This window comes from Burkholderia sp. SIMBA_051, assembly GCF_046534915.1.
In the GTDB taxonomy this organism is placed as follows: Bacteria; Pseudomonadota; Gammaproteobacteria; order Burkholderiales; family Burkholderiaceae; genus Burkholderia; species Burkholderia ambifaria.
Genome location: NZ_JAWRXS010000003.1, coordinates 127,494 through 149,588, shown reverse-complemented (window position 1 = coordinate 149,588; position 22,095 = coordinate 127,494). Strand labels below are relative to the sequence as shown.

The 22,095-nt window shown below is 65.3% G+C and carries 18 protein-coding genes and 1 pseudogene; 4 read left to right on the top strand and 15 right to left on the bottom strand.

Going from position 1 to position 22,095, the window contains the following annotated elements:
- Positions 1-16: 16 nt before the first annotated feature.
- The 10 genes from hscA to SB771_RS08085 form a co-directional block, all read right to left on the bottom strand.
- Complete coding sequence (gene hscA, locus SB771_RS08130) at positions 17-1,885, bottom strand: Fe-S protein assembly chaperone HscA (protein ID WP_175660477.1); 1,869 nt, start codon at positions 1,883-1,885, stop codon at positions 17-19.
- Positions 1,886-1,939: 54 nt separating this feature from the next.
- On the bottom strand, positions 1,940-2,467 hold the full coding sequence (gene hscB / locus SB771_RS08125; RefSeq protein ID WP_034176899.1) for a Fe-S protein assembly co-chaperone HscB: 528 nt from the start codon (positions 2,465-2,467) through the stop codon (positions 1,940-1,942).
- A 96-nt stretch (positions 2,468-2,563) separates the two neighbouring features.
- Complete coding sequence (iscA, locus tag SB771_RS08120; RefSeq protein ID WP_006754132.1) at positions 2,564-2,887, bottom strand: iron-sulfur cluster assembly protein IscA; 324 nt, start codon at positions 2,885-2,887, stop codon at positions 2,564-2,566.
- A gap of 62 nt (positions 2,888-2,949) precedes the next feature.
- Positions 2,950-3,357 carry a Fe-S cluster assembly scaffold IscU gene (gene iscU / locus SB771_RS08115; RefSeq protein ID WP_006754131.1) on the bottom strand — a complete coding sequence of 136 codons (408 nt, stop codon included), beginning with the start codon at positions 3,355-3,357 and terminating at the stop codon, positions 2,950-2,952.
- 68 nt (positions 3,358-3,425) lie between these two features.
- Entirely contained in the window at positions 3,426-4,649 is a 1,224-nt protein-coding gene (locus SB771_RS08110; protein ID WP_011657379.1) for an IscS subfamily cysteine desulfurase, read from the bottom strand.
- A 63-nt stretch (positions 4,650-4,712) separates the two neighbouring features.
- On the bottom strand, positions 4,713-5,252 hold the full coding sequence (gene iscR / locus SB771_RS08105; protein WP_009691731.1) for a Fe-S cluster assembly transcriptional regulator IscR: 540 nt from the start codon (positions 5,250-5,252) through the stop codon (positions 4,713-4,715).
- A 117-nt stretch (positions 5,253-5,369) separates the two neighbouring features.
- Positions 5,370-5,852: a low molecular weight protein-tyrosine-phosphatase gene (locus tag SB771_RS08100; protein WP_175660476.1), complete on the bottom strand. Its 483-nt coding sequence runs from the start codon at positions 5,850-5,852 to the stop codon at positions 5,370-5,372.
- 101 nt (positions 5,853-5,953) lie between these two features.
- The gene (locus tag SB771_RS08095; protein ID WP_105834253.1) at positions 5,954-6,181 is read right to left on the bottom strand and encodes a hypothetical protein; all 228 of its coding nucleotides are present in this window, start codon (positions 6,179-6,181) and stop codon (positions 5,954-5,956) included.
- Positions 6,182-6,308: 127 nt separating this feature from the next.
- Positions 6,309-7,721: a lactate utilization protein B gene (locus SB771_RS08090; protein ID WP_011657382.1), complete on the bottom strand. Its 1,413-nt coding sequence runs from the start codon at positions 7,719-7,721 to the stop codon at positions 6,309-6,311.
- A 34-nt stretch (positions 7,722-7,755) separates the two neighbouring features.
- Complete coding sequence (locus SB771_RS08085; RefSeq protein WP_175660475.1) at positions 7,756-8,478, bottom strand: (Fe-S)-binding protein; 723 nt, start codon at positions 8,476-8,478, stop codon at positions 7,756-7,758.
- A gap of 182 nt (positions 8,479-8,660) precedes the next feature.
- On the opposite strand from SB771_RS08085, the gene SB771_RS08080 reads away from it, so the two are divergent.
- Positions 8,661-9,470, top strand: a complete 810-nt coding sequence (locus SB771_RS08080; RefSeq protein ID WP_175660474.1) for an IclR family transcriptional regulator — start codon at positions 8,661-8,663, stop codon at positions 9,468-9,470.
- 102 nt (positions 9,471-9,572) lie between these two features.
- Here the strand turns inward: SB771_RS08080 and pbpG are convergent, their stop codons facing one another.
- Entirely contained in the window at positions 9,573-10,727 is a 1,155-nt protein-coding gene (gene pbpG, locus SB771_RS08075; protein WP_175660473.1) for a D-alanyl-D-alanine endopeptidase, read from the bottom strand.
- Between the two features lie 658 nt (positions 10,728-11,385).
- Between pbpG and SB771_RS08070 the strand changes: the two genes are divergently transcribed.
- The gene (locus tag SB771_RS08070) at positions 11,386-11,952 is read left to right on the top strand and encodes a phasin family protein (protein WP_006755449.1); all 567 of its coding nucleotides are present in this window, start codon (positions 11,386-11,388) and stop codon (positions 11,950-11,952) included.
- A gap of 220 nt (positions 11,953-12,172) precedes the next feature.
- Here the strand turns inward: SB771_RS08070 and lpdA are convergent, their stop codons facing one another.
- From lpdA to SB771_RS08050, 4 genes and pseudogenes are all read right to left on the bottom strand, one after another.
- Positions 12,173-13,951 carry a dihydrolipoyl dehydrogenase gene (lpdA, locus tag SB771_RS08065; RefSeq protein WP_175660472.1) on the bottom strand — a complete coding sequence of 593 codons (1,779 nt, stop codon included), beginning with the start codon at positions 13,949-13,951 and terminating at the stop codon, positions 12,173-12,175.
- A 269-nt stretch (positions 13,952-14,220) separates the two neighbouring features.
- A complete protein-coding gene (gene aceF / locus SB771_RS08060; protein WP_175724740.1) occupies positions 14,221-15,870 on the bottom strand; it encodes a dihydrolipoyllysine-residue acetyltransferase in 1,650 nt (549 codons plus the stop codon).
- Between the two features lie 70 nt (positions 15,871-15,940).
- Positions 15,941-18,637 (bottom strand): pyruvate dehydrogenase (acetyl-transferring), homodimeric type, encoded by a 2,697-nt coding sequence (gene aceE / locus SB771_RS08055; protein ID WP_175660470.1) that lies wholly within the window; start codon positions 18,635-18,637, stop codon positions 15,941-15,943.
- A 136-nt stretch (positions 18,638-18,773) separates the two neighbouring features.
- Positions 18,774-18,991 (bottom strand): annotated as a pseudogene (locus tag SB771_RS08050) (hypothetical protein); the annotation flags it as partial.
- Here SB771_RS08050 and fixL point away from each other — a divergent pair.
- A complete protein-coding gene (gene fixL, locus SB771_RS08045) occupies positions 18,911-21,427 on the top strand; it encodes an oxygen sensor histidine kinase FixL (protein WP_011657389.1) in 2,517 nt (838 codons plus the stop codon). The pseudogene SB771_RS08050 and the gene fixL sit on opposite strands and share 81 nt — an antisense overlap.
- Positions 21,424-22,062 (top strand): oxygen response regulator transcription factor FixJ, encoded by a 639-nt coding sequence (gene fixJ / locus SB771_RS08040; protein ID WP_006493245.1) that lies wholly within the window; start codon positions 21,424-21,426, stop codon positions 22,060-22,062. The genes fixL and fixJ overlap by 4 nt, the downstream gene beginning before the upstream one ends.
- Positions 22,063-22,095 lie beyond the last annotated feature (33 nt).

Below are 22,095 nucleotides of genomic sequence, written 5' to 3'. Positions count from 1 at the left end.
CGTGCAGGTCGTTCGTTCAGATCTCGTCGAGCCGTCGGCCCGACAGCGCGCGCTTGATGCTCTTGTCCATCCGGCGCGCCGCGAATTCGTCGGTGCCATCGGCCAGGGCCTTAGTCGCGGTTTCGATGGCGTCCGCGTCGTCGCCCTGAGCGATCGTGCGCAGCGCCGCGACGAGCGCGTCGACCTGCGTGCGTTCGGCGTCGTCGAGCAATTCGCCGTCGGTCGCGAGCGCCGCCTGCGTCGCCTCGATCATCCGCTGGGCTTCGACCTGGGCTTCGCGCAGCGCGCGTGCGCGCATGTCGATCTCGGCGGTCTTGAAGCTGTCCTCGAGCATCTTCGCGATGTCGTCATCGGCGAGGCCGTACGACGGCTTCACGACGACCGATGCCTCGACGCCCGAATGCTGCTCGCGTGCGAACACCGACAGCAGCCCGTCCGCATCGACCTGATAGGTCACGCGGATGCGCGCCGCACCGGCCGTCATCGGCGGGATGCCGCGCAGCTCGAAGCGTGCGAGCGACCGGCAGTCGGCGACGAGCTCGCGCTCGCCCTGCACGACGTGGATCGCCATCGCGGTCTGACCGTCCTTGAAGGTCGTGAACTCTTGCGCACGCGCGATCGGAATCGTCGAATTGCGCGGAATGATCTTCTCGACGAGACCGCCCATCGTCTCGACACCGAGCGACAGCGGAATCACGTCGAGCAGCAGCCAGTCGTCGCCGCCGCCGCGATTGCCGGCGAGCAGGTCGGCCTGGATCGCCGCGCCGAGCGCGACGACCTGGTCCGGATCGAGATTGACGAGCGGCGGCTGGCCGAAATACTTCGCGACCGCATCGCGGATCACCGGCATGCGCGTCGCGCCGCCGACCAGCACCACACCCTTGATGTCGGCCGGGGTTACCTGCGCGTCGCGCAATGCCTTGCGGGTCGGCGTCAGCGTACGCTGCACGAGCGGCTCGACGAGCGATGCGAACGTGTCGTGCGAGATCGTCTGCACGAGCTGCGCACCGTTCGACAGCGTCACGTCGAGCGACGCCTGCGGCGCGGACGACAGCGCTTCCTTCAGCACGCGCACGCGATCGAGCAGCAGGCGCACGTCCTCAGGCGCGAGCGCCTTCGCGTCGATGCCGGCCTGTGCAAGCACGTGACCGAACAGCACGTGATCGAAATCGTCGCCGCCGAGTGCGGAATCACCGCCCGCGGCCAGCACTTCGAACACGCCCTTCGTCAGCTTCAGGATCGACAGGTCGAACGTGCCGCCGCCGAGGTCGTACACCGCGTAGAGGCCTTCGGCCGCGTTGTCGAGACCGTAGGCGATCGCGGCCGCGGTCGGTTCGTTCAGCAGGCGCAGCACGTTGAGGCCCGCGAGACGCGCGGCGTCCTTCGTCGCCTGACGTTGTGCCTCGTCGAAATACGCGGGCACCGTGATCACCGCGCCGACCAGCTCGTCGCCGAGCGTGTCTTCCGCGCGGTAACGCAGCGTCGCGAGAATCTCGGCCGACACCTCGACCGGGCTCTTCACGCCGTCGATCGTGCGGATCTGCACCATGCCCGGCGCATCGATGAATTCGTAAGGTGCGTTCGCCGCGCCTTCGACCTCGGCCTTGCCGCGGCCCATGAAGCGCTTGACCGACACGATCGTGTTGCGCGGATCGGTCGCGGCCTGCTCCTTCGCTTCGTGGCCGATGCGGCGGCCGCCCTTCTCCAGATAACGGACCACCGACGGCAGCAGCGCGCGGCCCGCCTCGTCCGGCAGCACTTCGGGCACGCTGTTGCGCACGGCCGCGACGAGCGAGTTCGTCGTGCCGAGATCGATCCCGACAGCGAGTCGCCGCTGGTGCGGCGCCGGCGCCATGCCCGGTTCGGAAATTTGCAGTAATGCCATCTTGGTTCGTTCGGGCGCTCGGCCCGTTTGCTGCGCGTGCCGCGAGGCACGCGGTTAAGTTTCGAGGCGCTCGATCTGCGCGCCCACTTCCGACGCGACGCGTTCGATGAACATCAGCTGGCGCACGGCCTCGGCGGCGGCCTGGTCGGCCGCGCTGTCGAGCAGCGTGCCGAGGCGCTCGAGACGCACGCGCTTCTCGTCGCGCAGTTCGGCGAGCAGCGCATCGAGCGCGTCGACGTTGCGGGCGGCCGCGGCATCCTCGATGCCTTCGCGCCACTCCATCTGCTGCATCAGGAACGCGGGCTCCATCGCGGTGTTGTTTTCAGCACCGATGTCGACGCCGCGCAGCGACAGCAGATAGGTCGCGCGCTTCAGCGGATCGCGCAGCGTGCGGTAGGCCTCGTTCGCGCGCGTCGCCCATTGCATCGCGATGCGTTTTTGCGCATCGCCGGCCGCCGCGAAGCGGTCCGGATGCACCTGCGTCTGCACCGTGCGATACGCGCTGTCGAGCGCCGCCTCGTCGAGCGCGAATTGCGCCGGCAGGTGAAACAGATCGAAGTGGCTGTCTTTCAGCGAAACCATCGTCGCGTTCAATTCCGGTTCGTCGCGCGGCAAACGCCGCACATTAAAAAGGCGGCCCGTGCCGCCTCTTGCCCGCATCGCGCGGAAGACCGCGCGTCAGACGCGGAACGATTCCCCGCAGCCGCACTCGTCCTTCACGTTCGGGTTGTTGAACTTGAACCCTTCGTTCAGGCCCTCGCGCGCGAAGTCGAGCTGGGTGCCGTCGATGTACGCGAGGCTCTTCGGGTCGACGATGACCTTCACGCCATGGCTCTCGAATACCTGATCCTCGGGAGCGAGCTCGTCGACATACTCGAGCTTGTACGCGAGCCCCGAGCACCCGGTCGTGCGAACGCCAAGCCGCAGGCCCACACCCTTGCCGCGACGGACGAGGTATTTCTGGACGTGCTGTGCTGCTTTTTCGGTCAGTGTAATTGCCATGATGTCCTTGCCGCGGCACGCCTGGGGTGCGCCGCGATCCTTCACAAGCCGCTCGATGCCGCTCAGGCTGCTGCCTGATCGCCTTCCGTGGTGTCGTGGCGCTTCTTGTAGTCGGCCACGGCTGCCTTGATCGCGTCTTCCGCGAGAATCGAGCAGTGAATCTTCACCGGGGGCAGTGCAAGTTCTTCGGCGATCTGCGTGTTCTTGATCGACAGTGCCTCGTCGAGCGTCTTGCCCTTCACCCATTCGGTCACGAGCGAGCTCGACGCGATGGCCGAACCGCAGCCGTACGTCTTGAACTTCGCGTCTTCGATCACGCCGTCCGCGCCGACGCGGATCTGCAGCTTCATCACGTCGCCGCAGGCCGGCGCGCCGACCATGCCCGTACCGACCGCGTCGTCGTCCTTCGCGAACGAACCGACGTTACGCGGGTTTTCGTAGTGATCCAGAACCTTGTTGCTGTATGACATGACTCAGACTCCTTGACTCGTTACGTCTGCGTGCGCAAATTCGCCCGCGAATGTACTCAATGCGATGTTCAGTGCGCAGCCCATTCGATCGTCGACAGATCGATGCCTTCCTGGTGCATTTCCCAGAGCGGCGACAGTTCGCGCAGCTTCGCGATCTTGCTGTTCAGCAGGTTGATCACGAAGTCGACGTCCTGCTCCGTCGTGAAACGGCCGACCGTGAAGCGGATCGAGCTGTGCGCGAGTTCGTCGTTGCGGCCGAGCGCGCGCAGCACGTACGAAGGCTCCAGCGACGCCGACGTGCAGGCGGACCCCGACGACACCGCGACATCCTTGATCGCCATGATCAGCGACTCGCCTTCGACGAAGTTGAAACTGATGTTCAGGTTGTGCGGGACACGATGCTCCATGTCGCCGTTCACATACGTTTCCTCGATCTGCGACAGGCCGCGCAGCAGCTTGTCACGCAGCATGCGCACGCGCTCGTTCTCGGTCGCCATTTCTTCGCGCGCGATGCGGAACGCTTCGCCCATGCCGACGATCTGGTGCGTCGCCAGCGTGCCCGAACGCATCCCGCGCTCGTGACCGCCGCCGTGCATCTGCGCTTCGATGCGCACGCGCGGCTTGCGGCGCACGTACAGCGCGCCGATGCCCTTCGGGCCGTAGGTCTTGTGTGCCGAGAACGACATCAGGTCGACCTTCAGCTTCGCGAGGTCGATCTCGACCTTGCCGGTTGACTGCGCGGCGTCGACGTGGAACACGATGCCCTTCTCGCGGCAGATCTCGCCGATCGTCTCGATATCCTGGATCACGCCGATCTCGTTGTTCACGTGCATCACCGACACGAGGATCGTGTCCGGGCGCAGCGCGGCCTTGAACACGTCGAGGTCGATCAGGCCGTCTTCCTTCACGTCGAGATAGGTGACTTCGAAGCCGTCGCGCTCGAGCTCGCGGCAGGTGTCGAGCACGGCCTTGTGCTCGGTCTTCACCGTGATGATGTGCTTGCCCTTGCCCTTGTAGAAGTTCGCGGCACCCTTGATCGCGAGGTTGTCCGACTCCGTGGCGCCGGACGTCCAGATGATCTCGCGCGGATCCGCGTTCACCAGCGCGGCCACCTGCTCGCGCGCTTCCTCGACCGCGCGCTCCGCATCCCAGCCGTATGCGTGGCTGCGCGATGCCGGGTTGCCGAACTGCTCGCGCAGGTACGGCACCATCTTGTCGACCACGCGCGGGTCGACCGGCGTCGTCGCGCTGTAATCCATGTAGATGGGCAAGTGGAGAGTCTCTTGGGTCATCTGTCGCTCCGGGTATTCTGTGCAGGGACTATGTGCGTTATGGGGTGTGCGGCGCGTAGGCGCTCACGAACTCGCGATGTTGAACACCGAATTGGGACCGAGCGGCATCGTGCGCACCGGTTCGGCCGGCGCCGCGACGGGCTCCGGCGTGCGTCGATCGCGCAGCACCGCGGGTGCGCCCTCGCGCGCGCGCTGCTGATCGACGAGATCCTGCAGCGACACCGAATCGAGGTATTCGACCATCTTCTGGTTCAGGGTCGACCACAGCTCGTGCGTCATGCAATGGCCGTCGGGCTGCTTCGAGCCGTCGCACGTGCCTTTGCCGCCGCACTGCGTGGCGTCGAGCGGTTCATCGACCGCGATGATGATGTCGGCGACGGTGACGTCCTGCGCGCGGCGCGCGAGGTTGTAGCCGCCGCCCGGGCCGCGCACGGATTCGACGATTTCATGCCTGCGCAGCTTCCCGAACAGTTGTTCGAGATACGAGAGCGAAATCCGCTGGCGCTGGCTGATGCCTGCAAGCGTCACCGGGCCCTGCTCCTGGCGCAGTGCCAAGTCAATCATCGCCGTGACGGCGAAACGGCCTTTGGTGGTGAGTCTCATGGTGTCTAGGGGACTGCAATCTTGACGATTTTGGTCAAGTATAAATATTTGACGATTTTAGTCAAGTATCCATGTCTGCGACAGGGTATTCGCAGCACGCTGAATACCTGGCCGCGATCAGCGTCCGGTACGGCTCCGGAGGGTGTCCAGCAGGCCCGCGCACGCGCGCTCAACTTGATCGAGCACCTGGTCGAAACCCTGCGCGCCGCCGAAATAAGGATCGGCCACTTCGGTCTCGGCCGCGCCCGACGCGAATTCCATCAGGAGGCGCACCTTGTCGCGATGCTCGGGCGGACAGCGCCGGCGGAGTTCCGCGAGATTGGCTTCGTCCATCGCCAGCAGCAGGTCGAACCGCTCGAAATCCGCCGCGCTCACCTGCCGCGCGCGCAGCGCCGACAGGTCGTAGCCGCGGATACGGGCCGCCGCCTGCGCGCGCGTGTCGGGCGGTTCGCCGACGTGCCAGTCGCCGGTGCCGGCCGAATCGATCGCGATGTGCTCGGCCAGCCCGGCCGCGTCGACCTGGTGGCGCATCACGCCTTCCGCGGTGGGCGAACGGCAGATATTGCCGAGACAGACGAAACAGATCGCAACGCGGGTCATCGCACTATCGGAAAGCCGCGGCAAACCGCGTCGGAGAAGAACGCGCCATTATACAAAGGCGCCCGAAATCGCGCCGCCGCGCAAAGCGACGGCGGCGTGCCTTACAGCGCCTTGGGTGCGGCGAGCCCGACGTTGCCGGACGCGGCCGGCAACGGTTGCGCCGCGTCGTCGACGAGCCCGAACGACACCGCGCGCGCCAGTTCGGCCGATGCCTGATGCACGGCGAGCGGACCACGCGACGGCGCGTCGGCCATCGCGTGCAGATAGGCGAGCGCGGCGAGCGGGATGACGATTGCCAGCGGCCAGTACATCGATATTGTCTTTTTCATGATGCGGCTCCTTGACCTCATTCCCCGAAACCCAATTCCGGGGACTACAGGCAAGATTCTATAGACCGCATCTATCGAGATAAATACATAAATAGCGAACGCACTGTTGTCACCCGATGAACAGTCGTCAGCCGAGGTGGCTTTGCGATGCCGCGTACAGTTCGCGGAACGTGCGGCCGGTCGGGGTCGGCATGTCGCGCGTGTCCATCCAGCCGCCCATCATCGGCAGGCGCCGCAGCATGCCGCCGCTGCCGCCGAGCCGCTCGAGCACGCGCACCGCGAGCTTGGTCGTCAACGCGTAAAGCAACGGCCGGCGCGCGAAAAAGCCCCACACGGCGAGTCCGGCACGCTCGCGCCACGGCCGCAGATGCCGCTCGACCTGTTTCTCGCGCAGCGTGCGCAGCAAGTGCGACAGCGGGATCCCAACCGGGCAGACGCTGTCGCATTCGCCGCACAGCGTCGCGGCCTGCGGCAGGTCGAGCGCACGATCGATTCCGACGTAGCTCGGGGTCAGCACCGACCCCATCGGGCCCGGATAGACCCATCCGTACGCGTGCCCGCCGACCTTCTGGTACACCGGGCAATGGTTCATGCACGCGCCGCAGCGGATGCAGCGCAGCATCTCCTGGAATTCGCCGCCGATCAGGCCCGTGCGGCCTCCGTCGACGAGCACCACGTAGTTGTGTTCCGGGCCGTCCTCGTCTCCCGGGCCGCGCGGCCCGGTGAGCAGGGAGAAGTAGTTCGACGTCTTCTGCCCGGTGGCCGATCGCGGCAGCAGACGCATCGCGGTCGCGAGATCCTCGAGCGTCGGCAGCACCTTCTCGATGCCCGTCACCGCGACATGCACGCGCGGCATCACCGTGCACATGCCTTCGTTGCCCTCGTTCGTGACGATCGCGACCGAGCCCGTCTCGGCGATCACGAAGTTGCCGCCCGTCACGCCCATGTCGGCCGACAGGAAATGCGGGCGCAGCACCTCGCGCGCCTCGCGCGTCATGTCGGGAATCTCGGTCAGCCGCTCGCGGTGGTGCGTGCGCGCGAACAGGTCGGCGATCTCGTCCTTGTCCTTGTGCACGACGGGCGCAATGATGTGGCTCGGCGGCTCGTTGTCGTTGATCTGCAGGATGTATTCGCCGAGGTCCGTCTCGATCGACTGCACGCCCATCTCGGCGAGCACCGCGTTCAGGCGCATTTCCTCGGACACCATCGACTTCGTCTTGATGACCTTCTTCACGTCGTGGCGCCGCGCGATGTCGGCGACGAGCCGCGCGGCATCCTCGGTCGTTTCCGCGAACAGCACCGTGGTGCCGCGCCGCGTCGCCTCGCGCTCGAACGCCTCGAGCCACACGTCGAGGTTCTCCAGCGCACGATTGCGGCGCGCCTTCAGCGCGGCGCGCGTCGCCGGGAAGTCGATCGCGGTCATCGCGTCGGCGCGCGCGGACACGAACTTCGTCGACAGCTTCTTCAGGTTCTGCTGCAGGCGCTGATCAGCCAGCTTCTGGCCGGCACGCGCCTTGAAATGCATCGATTGGACTTGCATCGCGGTATCGGGGAAAAGTGAGCGGAACCGGGCGTCAGACGTCGCCCGCCAGCACCTGCGCGACGTGCAGCACGCGCGTGTCGCGGTCGCCGGTGCGGCGCAACCGCCCTTCGATGTTCAGCATGCAGCCGAGATCGCCCAACACGACGGCGCCCGCGCCGGACGCGCGCACGTTCGCGCATTTCTCGTCCGCGATGGCTGCCGAAATGTCGCCATACTTGACCGCGAACGTGCCGCCGAAGCCGCAGCAGTGCTCGCAGTCCTTCATCTCGGTAACGGTCACGCCGCGCTGCGCGAGCAGCGCGCGCGGCTGCGCCTTCACGCCGAGTTCGCGCAGGCCCGAGCACGAGTCGTGGTAGGTGACGGGGCCCGCGAATTCGCCGGGCGCGAGCGTGACCTTCGCGACGTTCGCGAGGAAATCGGTCAGTTCGTAGACTTTCTGCTGGAACCGCGCGAAGCGTCCCATCAGTTCGGGGTCGTCGCGGAACAGGTCGCCGTAGTGCGCGCGGATCATGCCGCCGCACGAGCCCGACGGCGCGACGACGTAGTCGAACTGCTCGAACTCGCGCAGCGTCTTTTCCGCGAGGTCGCGCGCGAGCGCGCGGTCGCCCGAGTTGTAGGCCGGCTGGCCGCAGCAGGTTTGCGCGGGCGGCACGAACACCTCGTAGCCGGCGTCGCGAATCAGTTTCAGCGCCGAAAAGCCGATTTCCGGACGCATCAGGTCGACCAGGCAGGTCACGAACAAACCGACTCGCATACGCGCTCCTTCGAGAAAACGGCTCTCATTATCCGCCGTTTGGCCGGCAAGACCAACGCCGGCGCATGCGCAAGCATGCGTGTCAGGAAACGAGGACTTCCTCGAACGGCGTTCGCTTTTTTCACAATACGAGATACAATCGACGCAATACCGCTTGACGCGTCAACCGATTCTCCCCCGACATGAGCCAACCCACCCCGGATTCCAAAACGTCGATCCAAGTGATCGAACGCATGATGCGGCTGCTGGACGCGCTCGCCGCGCACAGCGACCCTGTCAGCCTGAAGGAGCTTGCGCAACGCACGGAGCTGCATCCGTCGACCGCGCACCGCATCCTCAACGACATGGTGACCTGTCGCCTCGTCGACCGCTCCGATCCCGGCACGTACCGGCTCGGCATGCGGCTGCTCGAGCTCGGCAACCTTGTGAAGGCGCGCCTGTCGGTACGTGACGCGGCACTGATGCCGATGCGCGAGTTGCACCGCCTGACGGGCCAGACCGTGAACCTGTCGGTACGCCAGGGCGACGAGATCGTCTATATCGAGCGCGCGTATTCGGAGCGCTCGGGGATGCAGGTCGTCCGCGCGATCGGCGGCCGCGCGCCGCTGCACCTGACGTCGGTCGGCAAGCTGTTCCTCGCGGTCGATGAAACGTCGCGCGTGCGCGCCTACGCGACGCGCACCGGGCTGTCCGGCCATACGCAGAACAGCATTACCGACATCGCGAAGCTCGAGCGCGAGCTGACGCTCGTGCGCCAGCAATCGTGCGCGCGCGACAACGAGGAACTGGAACTGGGCGTGCGCTGCATCGCGGCCGGCATCTACGACGACTCGGGCAAGCTCGTCGCGGGCCTGTCGCTGTCGGCTCCGGCCGACCGCCTGCAGGACGCGTGGCTCGGCCAGTTGAGCCGCACCGCGCTGACCATCTCGGAATCGCTCGGCTACCGCCCCGCGCCGGCGAAGGAGACGGAAGCACTGCAGCGGCACGCATGAGCCGCGCCACCCGCCGCACGGCGGCCGGACGAAAAAAAGCCCCGCGATTGCGGGGCTTTTTCGTTGCGGCGACCGGTGCGGCGGCAGACCGCCGCGACGCGATCAGGTGCCGCCGTTCGCCGTATTGGCCGCCGTCAGGCGCTCGCCGCCGCCGGCGTCGAGCCAGTTGCGCAGGCGCGAGGCATCGGCGAAGCGCGAATACTTGCCGAACGAATCCAGCAGCACCATCACCATCGGCCGGCCATGGATCGTCGCCTGCATCACCAGACATTCGCCCGCCTCGTTGATGAAGCCCGTCTTCTGCAGGCCGATGTCCCACGAGCCGTTGCCGCGGATCAGCGCGTTCGTGCTGTTGTAGACCAGGTTGCGCTTGCCCGTATAGACGTCATACGTCCGATCGGTCGAGAACTGGCGAATCATCGGGTACTGATATGCCGCATTGACCATCTTCACGAGGTCACGCGCGCTCGACACGTTCGAGCTCGACAGGCCCGTCGAATTCTCGAAGTGCGTGTCGTTCATGCCGAGCGACTTCGCCTTCGCGTTCATCGCGGCGATGAAGGCCGGACGGCCGCCCGGGTAGTAGCGCGACAGCGCGGCGGCCGCGCGGTTTTCCGATGCCATCAGCGCGATGTGGAGCATGTCTTCGCGCGACAGGACCGAGCCGACCGACAGGCGCGAGCCCGTGCCCTTTTCGTAGTCGCGATCGTCGTCGGTGACTTCGAGCTGGTCGGTCATCGGCGACTTCGCGTCGAGCACGACCATCGCCGTCATCAGCTTCGAGATCGACGCGATCGGCACGACGGCGTGCGAATTCTTGTCGAACAGCGGCTCGCCGGTGTTCTGGTCGACGACGTACGCGACACTCGAGCGCAGCGCGAGCGCGTCCGGCGTGTCGTGCAGGCCGAACGCCTGGCCGACCGTCGGGCGGCGCGGCTGGAACGCGACCTTGCGCACCGCGCCGCGATGGCCGTGCACGTTCGCCGCGAGCGTCATGCGCTTGCGCGATGCCTTCGCGCGCGGCGCGTCGGCCGACGCGACGTCGGCGGATTTGGCGGAGGCGGCCTTCACCGACTTCTTCGCGGACGAAGAGGAAGCGGCTTTCTTGGCGGCCTGGTGGGTCTTCGCAGTGGCGGCAAAGGCGTCAACCGGCGTGACGGACGCGGTGGTCGCCAGCAAGGCGACAGCGACCGACACAGCCGTGCCGAGCGTCATGCTCTGCAACAATCTGCGGGGTGAAAACGATTCGGCTTTCATTGGGGTCTGGACAAAGCGGGCGGGAGGTTTCCGCAAGTGTAGTTAAAGCTTAAAAAAAGAGCAATATTAGGCACTTACCGATCGTCGTTAAACCGGAATGTAAGGGTCGCCCGACGATCCATCGATCGACCCTCCCGCTCCCATCGAAAAAATTCATGAGATGCGCTGCCCGCCACTACCCGCCTCCCGATTACCACGCGGTTAATTGAGATAACGTCACTTTGACGGGAAATTAAAGCGGGGAAAGTACGTATCCGGCGCTTGATGGGCCTCCAGCACGGCTCTCGCCCACGGGCGGCACGTCATCACGGCACGCGCATTGAAACGGCGCGCTTTTTGACAGGAACAGAAGCATAACGTTCCACATGCCTGTCAGGTTTACCTGTGCATGATCATGGTGCGCCGCGCCTGCCCTGCCCGGGTGCGCACCATGTGGGAAAAAACCGCTGAAACCGATTCCACACGCGGGCGATAACTCGTTGTTTTATCGATAATTTGTCGCAATTGTGCAATGCACAAAAAATGCTTGACAAGACTTTTCTGTGCCCTAAAATATGACTCATTGCTGCGATGCACAAAGCAACGCGGCGCCGAGGTTCCCCAGCGTAGTGCCCTTTATATCCCTGCGATCGACGCGATCGCTTTTCAGGAGCTTGACATGTCCTTGCTGACCCCCGAGCAAATCGCCGCCGCCCAGAAAGCCAACCTCGAAAGCCTGTTCGGTCTGACGACCAAGGCGTTCGAAGGCGTCGAAAAGCTGATCGAACTCAACCTGCAGGTCGTGAAGTCGACGCTGACGGAAAGCCAGGAAAACGCACAGCGCCTGCTGTCGGTGAAGGACGCACAGGAACTGATCGCACTGCAAGCGAGCCTGTCGCAGCCGGTCGCGGAAAAGGTGCTGTCGTACACGCGTCACCTGTATGAAATCGCGTCGTCGACGCAAGCCGAGTTCGCGAAGGTTGCGGAAGCGCAATTCGAAGAGCAGAACAAGAAGGTCCAGGCGCTCGTCGACAACGTCGCGAAGAACGCACCGGCCGGTTCGGAAACGGCTGTCGCCGCACTGAAGTCGGCGCTGAACGCAGCGAACACCACGTACGAAACGGTCCAGAAGGCTGCGAAGCAAGCCGTCGAGATCGCCGAAACGAACTTCAACGCGGCTGCCGCTGTCGCGACGAAGGCTGCAAGCGCTGCTGCATCGCGCCGCTCGACCAAGCCGGCCGCGTAAGCGTCCCTGCTGCTGAAAAAGCCGCGCACTGCGCGGCTTTTTCGTTTGTGGCGCCGACACATCGCTCGGCCGGCCATCGTTGAGGCGTCGACGTGACACGGGCTGCCGTGGGCCTCGAGGCTCGAGCCTCGAGCCTTGGACAAAAGAAAACGCCGCCGTCCGGATGTTCCGGGCGGCGGCGTTTTTCATGGCCGGCGCGAGGCCGACCATGCCGGTCGAGTTACTTCTTGCGCTGCGGCGGCAAATCGGTACACACGCCTTCGTACAGCTCGGCGGCCATGCCGACCGATTCACCGAGCGTCGGGTGCGGATGGATCGTCTTGCCGATGTCTTCCGCGTCCGCGCCCATCTCGACGGCGAGACACACTTCGCTGATCAGGTCGCCCGCGTTCAGGCCGACGATGCCGCCGCCGATCACGCGATGGGTTTCCTCGTCGAAGATCAGCTTCGTGAAACCTTCGTCACGGCCGTTCGCGATCGCGCGGCCCGATGCGGCCCACGGGAACACCGCCTTGCCGTACTTGATGCCTTCGGCCTTGCACTGGTCTTCCGTCTTGCCGGCCCACGCCACTTCCGGATCGGTGTACGCCACTGACGGGATCTGCAGCGCGTCGAAATACGCCTTCTCGCCGTGCGCGGCTTCCGCTGCGACGTGGCCTTCATGCACGGCCTTGTGCGCGAGCATCGGCTGGCCGACGACGTCGCCGATCGCGAAGATATGCGGGACGTTCGTGCGCATCTGCTTGTCGACGTCGATGAAGCCGCGGTCGGTGACGGCCACGCCTGCCTTGTCGGCGCCGATCTGCTTGCCGTTCGGGCTGCGGCCCACCGCGACGAGCACGAGGTCGTAGCGCTGCGCTTCCGCCGGCGCCTTCTCGCCCTCGAACTTCACGTAGATGCCGTCTTCCTTCGCTTCCGCGCCGACCGTCTTGGTCTTCAGCATCACGTTGCCGAAGCGCTTCGCGTTGTACTTTTCCCAGACCTTCACGAGATCGCGGTCCGCGCCCATCATCAGGCCGTCCATCATTTCGACCACGTCGATCTCGGCGCCGAGCGTCGCGTACACCGTCGCCATTTCGAGGCCGATGATGCCGCCGCCGATCACGAGCATGCGCTTCGGCAGTTGGCGCAGTTCGAGTGCGCCCGTCGAATCGACGACGCGCGGGTCTTCCGGCATGAACGGCAGCTTCACCGCTTGCGAGCCCGCGGCGATGATTGCCTGCTTGAACTTGACGACCTTCTTGCCGTTTTCGCCCTGCACTTCCATGTGATACGGATCGACGAATGCGCCGACGCCCGTGACGACTTCGACCTTGCGCGCCTTCGCCATGCCGGCGAGGCCCGTCGTCAGTTTCTTGACGACGCCGCCCTTGAAGTCGCGCAGCTTGTCGAGATCGACCTCCGGCTTGCCGAACGTGATGCCGTGCGACGCGAGCGCCGCGGCTTCGTCGATGACGAGTGCCGTGTGCAGCAGCGCCTTCGACGGGATGCAACCGACGTTCAGGCACACGCCGCCGAGCGTCGAGTAGCGTTCGACCAGCACCGTCTTCATGCCGAGGTCGGCTGAGCGGAACGCGGCCGAGTAGCCACCGGGACCGGCGCCGAGCACGAGCATGTCGCACTCGATGTCGGCGGTGCCGCTGTAGCTGCCGGCTTGCGGCGCGGCTGCGGGAGCGGCTGCCGGAGCGGCGGCGGCCGGAGCGGGCGCAGCGGCTGCGGGTTTCGCTGCCTCGGGTGCTTTCGCGGGTGCGGCGTCGCTTGCTGCTGCTTCGACGATGGCGATGATGGTGCCTTGCGAGACTTTCTCGCCGGCTTTGACCTTGACTTCCTTGACTGTGCCGGCGACGTCGCTGGGCACTTCCATGGAGGCTTTATCGGATTCGAGCGTGATGAGCGTTTGTTCTTTTTCGATCACGTCGCCCGGCTTGACGTTGACTTCGATGACATCGACGCCGCTGAAATCGCCGATATCCGGAACTTTGACTTCGATGAGACTCATTACTGTCCCCTTCTTGATTAGCTGCTGACAGAGGCAGAGGGCTCAACCGCTGAACGACGGCCTGACAAGAGAACGCGATGCTGGGCAGGACCACCTTTGCTGTCCGCCCAAGGACGCGCCTTTCTTTTGGTTACTTTTCTTTGGAAGACAAAGAAAAGTGACCGCCGCCCCGCGCAGGGGCGACGCCAGCAGACCGTTAGCGCAACAGGTTCAACGACAGGGCGAGGCGGACCGACAAAAAACCACGCCCCCGCGAGCCCCTCCACTCATCAAAGAATGATGCGACGGAAATCCCCGAGCAACGCTCCGAGATACGCATTGAACCGCGCGGCTTCCGCGCCATCGATCACGCGATGGTCATACGACAGCGACAGCGGCAGCGTCAGACGCGGCACGAACTGCTTGCCGTCCCACACCGGCTTCATCTGCCCGCGCGACAACCCGAGGATCGCGACTTCCGGCGCGTTGATGATCGGCGTGAAGTTGGTGCCGCCGATCCCGCCGAGCGACGAGATCGAGAAGCAGCCGCCTTGCATCTGGTCCGGCTTCAGCTTGCCGTCGCGCGCGGCCTTCGACAGCTCGGCCATTTCCTTCGCGATGTCGACGAGCCCCTTCTTATCCGCATCGCGGATCACCGGCACGACGAGGCCGTTCGGCGTATCGGCAGCGAAACCGACGTGGTAGTACTGCTTGAACACCAGGTTGTCGCCGTCGAGGCTCGCGTTGAAGGTCGGGAACTTCTTCAGCGCGGCGACGACCGCCTTGATCACGAACGCGAGCATCGTGAACTTCACGCCCGCCTTCTCGTGCTCCTTGTTCAGCTGCACGCGCAGCGCTTCGAGCTCGGTGATGTCGGCTTCGTCGTTGTTCGTGACGTGCGGGATCATCACCCAGTTGCGATGCAGGTTCGCGCCCGAGATCTTCTTGATGCGCGACAGCGGCTTCGCTTCGAACGGGCCGAACTTCGAGAAGTCGACCTTCGGCCACGGCAGCAGGTTCAGCTCGCCGCCGCCTGCCGGCGCGGCTGCAGCAGCCGGTGCCGCGCGCTGACCCGTCATCACGCCCTTCACGAAGCCCGTGATGTCTTCCTTCGTGATGCGGCCCTTCGGACCGCTACCCTGCACGCGTGCGACTTCGACGCCGAGTTCGCGCGCGAACTTGCGCACCGACGGCGACGCGTGGCTTGCGCGATACTCGCCCGACGATGCGGCGGCCGGTGCAGCTGCGGCCGGTGCCGGCGCGGCCTTCGCGGGTGCCGGTGCGGCGGCAGGTGCCGGCGCGGCCGCGGCCGGCGCCGGTGCGCTCGCCTGCGGCGCGGCGGCAGCCGGTGCGCCGGCGGCGTCGAGCAGCACGATCAGCGTGCCTTCCGACACCGAATCGCCGACCTTGACCTTGATTTCCTTCACGACGCCGGCGGCCGGGCTCGGCACGTCCATCGTCGCCTTGTCCGACTCGAGCGTGACGAGCGACTGCTCCTTCTCGACCGTGTCGCCGACCTTCACGCCGATCTCGATCACCGGGACATCCTTGTAGTCGCCGATGTCGGGCACCTTCACCTCGAGCGTGCCGCCCGACGCTGCCGGCGCGGCGGCCGGTGCCGGAGCTGCGGCCGGTGCGGGCGCTGCCGCCGCAGCCGGAGCCGCCGCCGGCGCTGCCGCGCCGTTCACCTGCGCCGCGGCGCCGCCTTCGAGCAGGATGATCAGCGAGCCTTCCGACACGGAATCGCCCACCTTGACCTTCACTTCCTTGACCGTGCCGCCAGCCGGGCTCGGCACGTCCATCGTCGCCTTGTCCGACTCGAGCGTGACGAGCGACTGCTCGGGCTCGACCGTGTCACCTGCCTTCACGAGCACCTCGATGACGGGCACGTCCTTGTAATCGCCGATATCCGGCACCTTCACTTCGATCGCTTGACTCATCTTTTTGTGTCTCCATGGCCGCGCGCGCCCCTCCCGGAAGCGGCGCGCGGCATCACACGGCGCGTGTGCGTTAAACGGTCATCGGGTTGGGCTTGGACGGATCGAGGTTGTACTTGGCGATCGCGTCTGCGACCACCTTGCGCTCGATCGTGCCTTCGTCGGCCAGCGCATTGAGCGCGGCGACGGTGACCCAGTGACGGTCGACTTCGAAGAAGTGACGCAGCTTTTCGCGGGTGTCCGAACGACCGAAGCCGTCCGTGCCCAGCACGACGAAGCGGCGATCGATCTGACCACGGATCTGGTCGACCAGCGCGCGCACGTAGTCGGTCGATGCGATGACCGGACCCTGCGTGTCCTTCAGGCACTTCTGCACGTGCGACAGGCGACGCTCCTCGGTCGGATGGAGCAGGTTCCAGCGCTCGACATCGTGGCCTTCACGCGCGAGTTCGGTGAAGCTCGGCACGCTCCACAGATCGGCCGCGACGCCCCAGTCGTTCTTCAGCAGGTCGGCGGCGGCGATCACTTCGTTGAAGATCGTGCCCGCGCCGAGCAGCTGCACGCGCGGCGCCTTCTGGTCGGCGTCGGCCTTCTTGAACGCGTACATGCCCTTGATGATGTCGGCCGCCACGTGCTCGCCCTGCGGAATCGCCGGGTGCTCGTAGTTCTCGTTCATCACCGTGATGTAGTAGTACACGTCTTCCTGGTCCTGCACCATGCGGCGCAGACCGTCCTGGATGATCACCGCGAGTTCGTAGCCGAACGTCGGGTCGTAGCTCACGCAGTTCGGCACCGATGCCGCCCACAGGAGCGAGTGACCGTCTTCGTGCTGCAGGCCTTCGCCGTTCAGCGTCGTGCGGCCCGCGGTGCCGCCGAGCAGGAAGCCGCGCGAGCGCATGTCGCCCGCCGCCCATGCCAGGTCGCCGATCCGCTGGAAGCCGAACATCGAATAGAAGATGTAGAACGGCACCATGATCTCGCCGTGCGTCGAATACGACGTCGCCGCCGCGATCCAGTCGCACATGCCGCCCGCTTCGTTGATGCCTTCCTGCAGGATCTGGCCGGTTTCCGATTCCTTGTAGAACATCAGCTGGTCGGAATCTTCCGGCACGTACTTCTGGCCTTCCTGGTTCCAGATACCGATCTGGCGGAACAGGCCTTCCATGCCGAACGTACGCGATTCGTCCGGGACGATCGGCACGACGCGCTTGCCGAGCGCCTTGTCCTTCAACAGGATGTTCAGGACCCGCACGAACGCCATCGTCGTCGAGATCTCGCGGCCTTCGCCCGTGCCCTTCAGCAGCGGCTCGAATGCGTCGAGCGCCGGCACCGGCAGCGAGGTCGCCTTTTCGCGGCGATGCGGCAGGTAGCCGCCGAGGTCCATGCGCTTCTGGCGCATGTATTCGAGTTCCTTCGAGCCTTCCTCGAACTTCAGGTACGGCACGTCGGCGATCTGCTCGTCGGCGATCGGCAGGCGGAACTGGTCACGGAACTTCTTCAGTTGCTCGACCGGCAGCTTCTTCTGCTGGTGCGTGATGTTCATCGCCTGGCCCGACTCGCCCATCCCGTAGCCCTTGATGGTCTTCGCGAGGATGACGGTCGGCGCGCCCTTCGTGTTGGTCGCTTCGTGGAATGCCGCGTAGATCTTGTGCGGATCGTGGCCGCCACGATTCAGCGCCCAGATGTCGTCGTCCGACCAGTCGGCGACAAGCGCCTTCAGTTCAGGCGTGTTGAAGAAATGTTCGCGAACGAACGCGCCCGACTCCGACTTGTACGTCTGGTATTCGCCGTCGACGACTTCCATCATGCGGCGCATCAGCGCGCCCGTCTGGTCGCGTGCGAACAGCGCATCCCAGCGGCTGCCCCAGATGACCTTGATCACGTTCCAGCCGGCGCCGCGGAATTCCGATTCCAGTTCCTGGATGATCTTGCCGTTGCCGCGCACCGGGCCGTCGAGACGCTGCAGGTTGCAGTTGATCACGAACACCAGGTTGTCGAGCTTCTCGCGGCTCGCCATGCCGATCGCGCCGAGCGATTCCGGCTCGTCCGTCTCGCCGTCGCCCAGGAACGCCCAGACCTTGCGGCCGGCCGTCTTCGCGATGCCGCGCGATTCCAGGTACTTCATGAAGCGGGCCTGGTAGATCGCCATGATCGGGCCGAGACCCATCGACACCGTCGGGAACTGCCAGAAGTCCGGCATCAGCCACGGGTGCGGGTACGACGAGATGCCCTTGCCGTCGACTTCCTGGCGGAAGTTGTCGAGCTGCTCTTCCGACAGGCGGCCGAGCAGGAACGCGCGCGAGTACACGCCCGGCGACGAGTGGCCCTGCACGAACACGAGATCGCCGCCGTGCTGGTCGGACGCCGCGTGCCAGAAATGGTTGTAGCCGACGTCATAAAGCGTCGCGGCCGACGCGAACGACGCGATGTGGCCGCCGACGTTCGTGTCCTTGCCCGCGCGCAGCACCATCGCCAGCGCGTTCCAGCGCGTGTACGAACGAATGCGGTGCTCGATGTCCTGGTCGCCCGGGATCTTCGCCTGCGCGGCGACGGGAATCGTGTTGATGTACGGGGTGTTCGCGGAGAACGGCAGGTGTTCGCCGTGCATGCGGGCGAACTCGATCTGCTTTTCGATCAGATAGTGCGCGCGGCCGGTGCCCACGGAGGAGATCACGCCATCGAGCGACTCGAGCCACTCGACGGTTTCTTGCGGGTCGTCGTCACGTTCGGCGGCGACATACTTCATCACTTCGTTCGGTACAGCGGACATTCTCGTCTCCTGGGTCCTGGAATGTGAGGATCGCTCTCATGCAGACGACGCGACGCGACCGGCTGCGGGCAAGCTCCGACGGATTGTAATGAGCGTGGACGGGCCCGCGCAACTGAATTTTCGAATTATGAGATCTTTTCTCGCAATGCGGAATATTGCTGCGCTGCACCCATCGGCTGGGGCTCCGCGGCGCGCGCCGCGGGCACAAATCCGTTTCCGTTCAACATATCCGGTATCGGTTTTCCATGTATTGCGCTGCGCTACAATCCTGCCATGTTGACCGATCGGCTTTTCGCACGCTCGGCGCGACCGTCGGGCCCGCCGGCGGAGTCGCAGCCGTCCCGTTGGCACCACGGACCGTGGTGGTCCAATTCCTATTTGCTGACGCCGCTGCTGTCGATCCTCGTGTTCCTCGTGGTGATGAGCCTGATTCTGTGGAGCCTCAATCGCCGCGAACAGCAGCAGCAGGAAGACACCCTGTTCCGTAACGTCGCATGGGCGCAGCAGCAGATCCGCCTGTCGATGACGGGTGCGCAGGAGCAGTTGCAGGCGCTGTCGCGCGATCTCGCGTCGGGCCGCCTCGACCAGAACGCGTTCCAGATGGCCGTCGCGGACGTGATGCAGACGCATCCGGAAATCCTCTATCTGAACTGGTACACCGCGCCCGGCGTGCAGCGCTGGCCGGCCGTGCACCCGCCGCTGCTCGGCCAGCGGCTCGCGAAGCCCGGCGACGCGCAGATGCAGGACGCCGTGCGCGGCGCGTACGACGAAGCGCGCAGCACGCGCCGCCAGGCCTATTCGCCGCTGATCTACGACGACTTCGGCAACGGCTTCATCACGCTGCAGACGCCCGTGATGCGCGGCGACCGCGAATATCTCGGCTCGATCGCCGCGGTGTTCTCGGTCGAAGGCATCCTGAAGCACGACATCCCGCAGGAGTTGTCGTCGAAGTACAAGATCTCGATCACCGACTCGAACAACCGCGAGCTCTCGTCCACGTCGACGCGCCCGCGCCTGCCGCGCGACTCCCATTACGACCTGCCGCTCGATCCGCCCGGCCAGGGGCTGACCGTGCGCGTGTACGCGTTCCCGCAGCTCACGAACCTGACCAACAACACGCTCGTCTGGCTCGTCGCCGGGCTGTCGTGCTTCGTGCTCTGGAGCCTCTGGAGCCTGTGGAAGCACACGCGCCAGCGCTTCGAGGCGCAGCAGGCGCTGTACGCGGAGGCATTCTTCCGCCGCGCGATGGAAAATTCGGTGCTGATCGGCATGCGCGTGCTCGACATGCACGGCCGCATCACGCACGTGAACCCCGCGTTCTGCCGGATGACGGGCTGGGACGAAACCGACCTGGTCGGCAAGGTCGCGCCGTTCCCGTACTGGCCGCGCGACGCGTATCCGGAAATGCAGCGCCAGCTCGACATGACGCTGCGCGGCAAGGCGCCGAGCTCGGGCTTCGAGCTGCGCGTGCGGCGCAAGAACGGCACGCTGTTCCATGCGCGCCTCTACGTGTCGCCGCTGATCGACAGCTCGGGCCGCCAGACCGGCTGGATGTCGTCGATGACCGACATCACCGAGCCGAAGCGCGCCCGCGAGGAGCTCGCGGCCGCGCACGAACGCTTCACGACGGTGCTCGAAAGCCTCGACGCCGCGGTGTCGGTGCTCGCCGCCGACGAAGCCGAGCTGCTGTTTGCGAACCGCTACTACCGCCACCTGTTCGGGATTCGCCCCGACGGCCATCTCGAGCTGTCGGGCGGCGGCTTCGACCGCGCGCAGGCGTCGTCCGACTCGATCGACATGGTCGACACGTTCGCGGGCCTGCCGGCCGCCGCGCTGACGAGCAGCACGGCCGACGCGCAGGAGGTGTACGTCGAGAGCATCCAGAAGTGGTTCGAGGTGCGCCGCCAGTACATCCAGTGGGTGGACGGCCATCTTGCGCAGATGCAGATCGCGACCGACATCACGACCCGCAAGAAGGCGCAGGAGCTCGCGCATCAGCAGGAAGAGAAGCTGCAGTTCACGAGCCGATTGATGACGATGGGTGAAATGGCGTCGTCGATTGCTCACGAATTGAATCAGCCGCTCGCCGCGATCAACAACTACTGCTCGGGCACGCTCGCGCTCGTGAAGAGCGGCCGCGGCACGCCCGAGACGCTGCAGCCCGCGCTGGAAAAGACCGCGCAGCAGGCGCTGCGCGCGGGGATGATCGTCAAGCGGATCCGCGAATTCGTGAAGCGCAGCGAGCCGAAGCGCCAGCCGGCGCGGGTCGCGGACATCGTCGCCGACGCGGTCGGGCTCGCCGAAATCGAGGCCAGGAAGCGCAGGATCCGGATCGTCACGGAAATCCTCGCAAGAATGCCTATTATTTATGTCGACCCCGTGTTGATCGAGCAGGTGCTGATGAACCTGATGAAGAACGCGGCCGAGGCGATGGCCGACGTGAAGCCGGCGACGGTGGACGGCGTGATCCGCGTCGTCGCCGACATCGACGCGGGTTTCGTCGACATCCGCGTGATCGACCAGGGTCCGGGCGTCGACGAGGCAACCGCCGAACGCCTGTTCGAACCGTTTTACAGCACCAAGTCCGACGGCATGGGCATGGGGCTGAACATCTGCCGTTCGATCATCGAATCGCATCGGGGGCGTCTGTGGGTGGTCAACAATGTCGAACCGGACGGCCGCATTTCCGGCGCGACATTCCACTGCAGCCTGCCCATTGGGGAACCCGCTGATCTCGGCCAAGGGGGGCGCGAGGCATCGGCATCACATACCGTTACGGGAGAACTATGAATAGCCCTGTCACCACCACTCAGGAAACCGTCTTCGTCGTCGACGACGACGAGGCCGTACGGGACTCGCTGCGCTGGCTGCTGGAGGCGAACGGCTATCGCGTGCAATGCTTCTCGAGCGCGGAGCAGTTCCTCGATGCCTACCAGCCGGCGCAGCAGGCCGGCCAGATCGCCTGCCTGATCCTCGACGTCCGGATGTCGGGCATGAGCGGCCTCGAGCTGCAGGAGCGCCTGATCGCCGACAACGCCGCGCTGCCGATCATCTTCGTCACGGGCCACGGCGACGTGCCGATGGCGGTGTCGACGATGAAAAAGGGTGCGATGGACTTTATCGAGAAACCGTTCGACGAGGCCGAGCTGCGCAAACTCGTCGAGCGGATGCTCGACAAGGCCCGAAGCGAAAGCAAGAGCGTCCAGGAACAGCGCGCCGCGAGCGAGCGTCTGTCGAAGCTGACCGCGCGCGAGCAACAGGTGCTCGAGCGGATCATCGCCGGCCGCCTGAACAAGCAGATCGCCGACGATCTCGGGATCAGCATCAAGACGGTCGAGGCGCACCGCGCGAACATCATGGAAAAACTCAACGTCAACACGGTGGCCGACCTGCTGCGCCTCGCGCTGTCGAAGAAGCAGGCCTGAACGTTGCGTGCGGCCGCGGGCACCTGCCCGGCT

Excerpts from the sequence above, each read along its gene's own strand:
- iscU (WP_006754131.1), bottom strand. The coding sequence starts at position 3,357 with ATGTCATACAGCAACAAGGTTCTGGATCACTACGAAAACCCGCGTAAC.
- SB771_RS08090 (WP_011657382.1), bottom strand. The coding sequence starts at position 7,721 with ATGCAAGTCCAATCGATGCATTTCAAGGCGCGTGCCGGCCAGAAGCTG.
- hscA (WP_175660477.1), bottom strand. The coding sequence starts at position 1,885 with ATGGCATTACTGCAAATTTCCGAACCGGGCATGGCGCCGGCGCCGCAC.
- lpdA (WP_175660472.1), bottom strand. The coding sequence starts at position 13,951 with ATGAGTCTCATCGAAGTCAAAGTTCCGGATATCGGCGATTTCAGCGGC.
- fixJ (WP_006493245.1), top strand. The coding sequence starts at position 21,424 with ATGAATAGCCCTGTCACCACCACTCAGGAAACCGTCTTCGTCGTCGAC.
- SB771_RS08100 (WP_175660476.1), bottom strand. The coding sequence starts at position 5,852 with ATGACCCGCGTTGCGATCTGTTTCGTCTGTCTCGGCAATATCTGCCGT.
- SB771_RS08110 (WP_011657379.1), bottom strand. The coding sequence starts at position 4,649 with ATGACCCAAGAGACTCTCCACTTGCCCATCTACATGGATTACAGCGCG.
- SB771_RS08080 (WP_175660474.1), top strand. The coding sequence starts at position 8,661 with ATGAGCCAACCCACCCCGGATTCCAAAACGTCGATCCAAGTGATCGAA.
- iscR (WP_009691731.1), bottom strand. The coding sequence starts at position 5,252 with ATGAGACTCACCACCAAAGGCCGTTTCGCCGTCACGGCGATGATTGAC.
- pbpG (WP_175660473.1), bottom strand. The coding sequence starts at position 10,727 with ATGAAAGCCGAATCGTTTTCACCCCGCAGATTGTTGCAGAGCATGACG.
- SB771_RS08085 (WP_175660475.1), bottom strand. The coding sequence starts at position 8,478 with ATGCGAGTCGGTTTGTTCGTGACCTGCCTGGTCGACCTGATGCGTCCG.
- fixL (WP_011657389.1), top strand. The coding sequence starts at position 18,911 with ATGTTGACCGATCGGCTTTTCGCACGCTCGGCGCGACCGTCGGGCCCG.
- SB771_RS08070 (WP_006755449.1), top strand. The coding sequence starts at position 11,386 with ATGTCCTTGCTGACCCCCGAGCAAATCGCCGCCGCCCAGAAAGCCAAC.
- aceE (WP_175660470.1), bottom strand. The coding sequence starts at position 18,637 with ATGTCCGCTGTACCGAACGAAGTGATGAAGTATGTCGCCGCCGAACGT.
- iscA (WP_006754132.1), bottom strand. The coding sequence starts at position 2,887 with ATGGCAATTACACTGACCGAAAAAGCAGCACAGCACGTCCAGAAATAC.
- aceF (WP_175724740.1), bottom strand. The coding sequence starts at position 15,870 with ATGAGTCAAGCGATCGAAGTGAAGGTGCCGGATATCGGCGATTACAAG.
- hscB (WP_034176899.1), bottom strand. The coding sequence starts at position 2,467 with ATGGTTTCGCTGAAAGACAGCCACTTCGATCTGTTTCACCTGCCGGCG.
- SB771_RS08095 (WP_105834253.1), bottom strand. The coding sequence starts at position 6,181 with ATGAAAAAGACAATATCGATGTACTGGCCGCTGGCAATCGTCATCCCG.